The organism is Lapillicoccus sp. (assembly GCF_046595215.1).
GTDB lineage: Bacteria > Actinomycetota > Actinomycetes > Actinomycetales > Dermatophilaceae > Lapillicoccus.
In genome coordinates, this window is record NZ_JBKJPP010000034.1 from 1 (window position 1) to 4,520 (window position 4,520).

General features: G+C 70.0%; 8 protein-coding genes. 6 read left to right on the forward strand and 2 right to left on the reverse strand.

What is annotated here, in order from left to right; translation table 11 throughout:
* Positions 1–285 (reverse strand): hypothetical protein (locus ACLL9L_RS03150; RefSeq protein WP_411283196.1); only part of this gene is annotated, 285 nt, incomplete at its 3' end.
* Between the two features lie 297 nt (positions 286–582).
* On the opposite strand from ACLL9L_RS03150, the gene ACLL9L_RS03155 reads away from it, so the two are divergent.
* Positions 583–999: a hypothetical protein gene (locus ACLL9L_RS03155; RefSeq protein WP_411283197.1), complete on the forward strand. Its 417-nt coding sequence runs from the start codon at positions 583–585 to the stop codon at positions 997–999.
* The gene (locus ACLL9L_RS03160) at positions 996–1,427 is read left to right on the forward strand and encodes a hypothetical protein (protein WP_411283198.1); all 432 of its coding nucleotides are present in this window, start codon (positions 996–998) and stop codon (positions 1,425–1,427) included. Before ACLL9L_RS03155 ends, ACLL9L_RS03160 begins: the two co-directional genes overlap by 4 nt.
* On the opposite strand, the gene ACLL9L_RS03165 is transcribed toward ACLL9L_RS03160, so the two are convergent.
* Positions 1,363–1,863, reverse strand: coding sequence for a hypothetical protein (locus ACLL9L_RS03165; protein ID WP_411283199.1), 501 nt, complete (start codon positions 1,861–1,863; stop codon positions 1,363–1,365). The two genes, ACLL9L_RS03160 and ACLL9L_RS03165, sit on opposite strands and share 65 nt — an antisense overlap.
* A gap of 98 nt (positions 1,864–1,961) precedes the next feature.
* Here ACLL9L_RS03165 and ACLL9L_RS03170 point away from each other — a divergent pair, with 98 nt between their 5' ends.
* The 4 genes from ACLL9L_RS03170 to ACLL9L_RS03185 form a co-directional block, all read left to right on the forward strand.
* Positions 1,962–3,041 (forward strand): C40 family peptidase, encoded by a 1,080-nt coding sequence (locus ACLL9L_RS03170; protein WP_411283200.1) that lies wholly within the window; start codon positions 1,962–1,964, stop codon positions 3,039–3,041.
* 81 nt (positions 3,042–3,122) lie between these two features.
* Positions 3,123–3,404, forward strand: a complete 282-nt coding sequence (locus ACLL9L_RS03175) for a DUF6112 family protein (RefSeq protein WP_411283201.1) — start codon at positions 3,123–3,125, stop codon at positions 3,402–3,404.
* A 170-nt stretch (positions 3,405–3,574) separates the two neighbouring features.
* The gene (locus ACLL9L_RS03180) at positions 3,575–4,225 is read left to right on the forward strand and encodes a hypothetical protein (RefSeq protein ID WP_411283202.1); all 651 of its coding nucleotides are present in this window, start codon (positions 3,575–3,577) and stop codon (positions 4,223–4,225) included.
* On the forward strand, positions 4,222–4,520 hold a 299-nt coding region (locus ACLL9L_RS03185; protein WP_411283203.1), incomplete at its 3' end, for a hypothetical protein. The genes ACLL9L_RS03180 and ACLL9L_RS03185, both read left to right, overlap by 4 nt.

The window sequence follows — 4,520 nt, forward strand, 5'->3', positions numbered from 1 at the left end:
CGCGATCCGTCCGGTCTCGTCGGGCGGTGTGAAGCCGAGCGCCTCGGGCGGCGCGGCGTAGATCTCGACGAAAGCGCGCCGGTATGCCGGGACGGTCACCGCACGTTCGCCGGTCTCCCAGTAGGCGAACATCCTCTTCAGCGACGCGCCTGACGGCGCCGCGCCACCGGCCCGCGCGACGGCACCCTCGAACCGCCGCATGGCGCCCGCCTGGCTCCAGCCCAGCCTGAGGCGGGCGAGCTTCAGCGGCGGCTCGAGCCCCTGCTGGGAGTCACCTGCAGTCATCCCTCGTCACCTAGTCCCGCCGGCCGCTTGTCGTGAAACGTGGTTTCCGTCGACGACAGACGGAGGACACGTCGTGATTCCACGAGACACCATCCATGGTCGGACTGACACAGGTCACCGGCAACGGAGGCCAGGGTGCCAGAACAGGGTTGTCCACAGGTCGGGCGCCGCCGTGCGATGTCCACAGATTGCCTCATCCGTGATTGCTGCGGGCGAGCCGAACGGTGCCTTATGGGGTCAGGACGACACAGACAACGGGGGGCCTCGACGCCCGCCTCAGGCTCCGAGGGGGAGACGATGAACGCAAACGACACCGAGGCGGACCGCCAAGGACTGTGGGAAGCACTCGTGCGATGTCCACCCTTGTCGACCCAGTCACCGGACCGGGACCGGCTCTGGCTCGTCGTCAGGGACTGCATCTGCACTCGGGGGACGGCGGCGGTCACCCCGCTCGGGTCGTCGTCGCAGATCCTCGTCACCTCCGAATACGCCAGCGACGAGCTGATCGCCGCGATGTCCTGGCTGCGTGCGCACGACGACGATGCGCGGAAGCTGCGCCCGCTGGAACTTTTCATCATGCTGCGCGGGGTCGCGACAAGGGGAGCGAGCGGGTCCGGGCGGGCTGCGCAGGCGGACGCGCTGCATGGCATGACCGGCGTCGAACAAGGCCAGCCCGTCCGCTGGCGCAACCTCGACGGGACGGGTGCAGCATGACGTTCGTCGACTGGGTCGTCACCGAGCTGGACATCACCTCCGCCGAGCTGGCCCGGACGCGGCTCGTCCCGGCGTTCGAGGTCCTGCTGTCCCGGGTCGAGGAGGCCCGACGGCGCGGCGCCAGGGACCCGCTCGTCACTGTCTCGGCCAAGCGGGCCGGTGGCAACTCCCGTGCCTGCACACGGCGGATGCTCGCGCAGCTGGGCTACACCGACGCGCAGCGTCGAGCCATGCACCGACTGCTTGCGGGCTCGCCAAGCGGATGGCCAGGACTCCTGGCCCTGTACTGCTACCAGGTGGAGATGTCGGCTCATCAACGCCACTACGCCCGTCGCCAGCTCTCGACGATCGGGACGGTCTGGGTCACCGGACAGCCAGCGAAGAATCGTCAGGGTGGCGACGAAGCGGTGCAAGCGCGGGGTGCGTGAGCATCGCCTCCGGGCCGTAGAGACGTGCCACACCCGCGACGGCGACCACCGGCGCGCCTGGCCCAGACAGCGACCGCGGTCGTCCGTCCCCGAAGTCGAGCACGACGTACCCCGCCTCGAGATCGGCGGAGAACCCCACGAGACCCTCCCACCAGAGCGACACGAGTTCGCCGCTGTCCAACCGCACGAGCAGGCGTCGATCGGAGACCAACGACTGCGTCCACCGAGGCAGCGACCAGGCGCCGTCCACCCAGATGCGTAGCCAGCCATCGACCAGCCGACGAGCAACCTCGCCCCCCTCGAGGACAACCCCGGCAGTCATGGCGTCGAGAGACTGGCCCCTGCCGCCGGCGAGCTCGAGGGCCAAGTGGCGCGCGTCGGCATACGAAACGTCCATGCCGGTCAGAGCCTTCGCTGCTCGACTGCGCTTCCGCACGCGGGTCACCTCCCCTCGTCTCGGGAACAACTTTGCCCCGTATGCCGGACAGCGCAAGTCGCGCACGACATGGTGCCCCCTCCCCCTGGTCAACGTCCGTGCCTTTCTTGAAGCTCGTCGTGCCGCTCGGAGCCCTGGCAGTCCTCGGCCTGATCTTCGGGGTGATCCTCCTCGGAGGGGTCACCGGTGCAGACGCGTCGCAGCTGACGCCGTCGCCCGTGTGTGCCTCGTCCGGTCCGGTGTCGGGGCTCTCGGACGCTCAGGCGCAGAACGCGCGAACCATCGTTGCGGTCGCCTCGGGCCGAGGCGGAGATCGGGGCGCCCTGATCTCGCTCATGGTCGGCCTCGCCGAGTCCCAGCTCAGAGTCCTCTCGAATCCCAATGTCCCGGCTGGGCTGGGGCTTCCGGCTCAGGGGGCCGGGTCGGACCACGACTCGCTGGGGATCTTTCAGCAACGCGCGGGGTGGGGAAGCGCCGCCCAGCGGATGGATCCCGTCGTCTCGACCAACCTCTTCGTCGACGCGCTGACGTCATCGCCCGGGTGGGCCACCACCAACCCCTGGGAGTCTGCGCAGACCGTCCAACGGTCCGCCTTCGACGGCCGTCCCACCCCGACCAACCACTACTCGGCCGTCTACGGCGAGAACTACCTGGCCCAGCTTGGTCGGGCGAGCCAGATCCTCAACACCGTCCAGACATCCAGGCCCGCCCTCGGCTGCGGGGCAGCAACCGGTGACCCACCGCCTGGCCCCACGGACGCCTACGGGCTCCCGTCCGGCTACGCCATCCCGGCGGCCAGCACACCCTCGGCACGCTCGGCCATCGCCGTCGCACTCGCCCAGCGGGGCAAGCCCTACCTGTGGGGAGCGGTCGGCCCCGACCGCTACGACTGCTCAGGGCTCATGCTGCGGGCGTGGTCCGCTGCCGGCATCCAGCTGGACCGCACCACACAGCAGCAGGTCACCGACGGAACCGGCAGCTCCCTGACGCGAGTCGAGCCAGGCGACCTCATCCTCATTCCCGGCAGCGACGGCTCCCTGGCGGCACCTGGCCACGTCGGCATGTACCTGGGAGGCGGGCTCGTCGTCCATGCCCCGCACACCGGCGACGTCGTGCGCGTCGTCACCCTCTCCTCCTACACGGCCGGCGGGGTCTCCGCTGTGCGCCACATCGGCTGAGATCGCGCCGATGGTGCCCCGCCCGCGCAGTAGCCGACACGACCACCCGACCGGCACCCGTCTCCTCCGAAAGGCGTTCCGATGATCCCGACCGTCGACATCCAGCCCAACACCAACGGCCTGCCCGGGCTGACCGCTCTCGAGCAGATTGTTGGAGCCCTCCTCACACTCGGCCTCATCGCGGCCGTGGCAGGGGTCGCGCTCTCGGCGATCGCGTGGGCCATCGGGTCCCACTCGGCCAACCCGCACATCGCCGGCAAGGGCAAGACCGGCGTACTGGTCGCTGGTGCCGCCGCCATGCTCATCGGCGCGGCCAACACGCTCGTCACGTTCTTCACCACCGCCGGAGCGGCCGTCCGATGATGAGGCGGCGCAGGCGCAGCACGACCCGGCCATTACGCGTCCGGCGCGGTCTCCTCGCACTCACGGCGGGCACCTTCGCGGTTGCTCTGGCCGTCGGGGCACTCGTTGCAGGGCACACCGGTGCGACACCCGAAGGCGCACCCGGACGCGTCCTGCCGCTGCCCGGCGCCATGACGTCCGCCAGCGGCTCCACCGCACCCACCGCCTCCACTGCAGCGTCGTCACCACCGGACGGGCAGCTGTCCCGCGCGACGGCCATGCCCGCGGTCACTGCGACGACCACGCCAGCCGATCTTCCGGCCGACGTCATGGCTCAGCCAGACCTCTTCGCCCGCGCGTTCGTCACCCGACTCCTGACGCAGGACTATCGACAGCCTCGCACCGAGCTGCTGGGGTGGGTGCAAGCACACGCCGCCCAGTCCACCGACCCGTTGGTCATGGGCCTGATCCCGTCCGACCTCAGGGACAAGTGGGCCGTCTTCTCCGTGACCGACACGGGTTCGGGTCCTGCTCCCGTCCCGACCCCAACGGAGTGGGAAGGCCTGGCGGGCAGGAGCGCCCGGACGACCGTCCAGATCCAGCACGTGAACCAGCCGTACTCGTGGACGTCAGCGGTCGCCACCGGGCGAATCACCGATGCGGGCGTGACCGGCCGTGAAGTCACCGCCCTGGTCACGTTGCACACCGTCGACGACGGCTCCCCCCACACGGCGACCACGAGCGTGGCCCTGAGCTTCAACCTCGAGGGGCCCCCAACTCGAGACCACTGGGGCTTCGTCACGCTCGCGGCATACACCGTCGTGCCGCTGGCGGGCTCATGAGCTGCGACGGGGCCCAGGCACTGAATCCCCTCTGCCAGACGGGCGACTTCCTCGCATCGCAGAGCCAGAACGCCGTCAACGGGTCCTTCGCCGCCATGTCCGACCAGTTCGGCGCAGCGGCGATGAACGCGACGACCTGGCTCTGGGCCCAGATGGACCAAGCCACGAGCCTGGACCTGACCTCCCCGGACCTGGCCCGCGAGATGGTCGCCACCTCCGCCATCGCCGGAGTTCTGTGTCTCGGGCTGTTCCTTCTCCAGCTCACCACCTCCGCCCTGCGCCGGGAGCCCGCAGC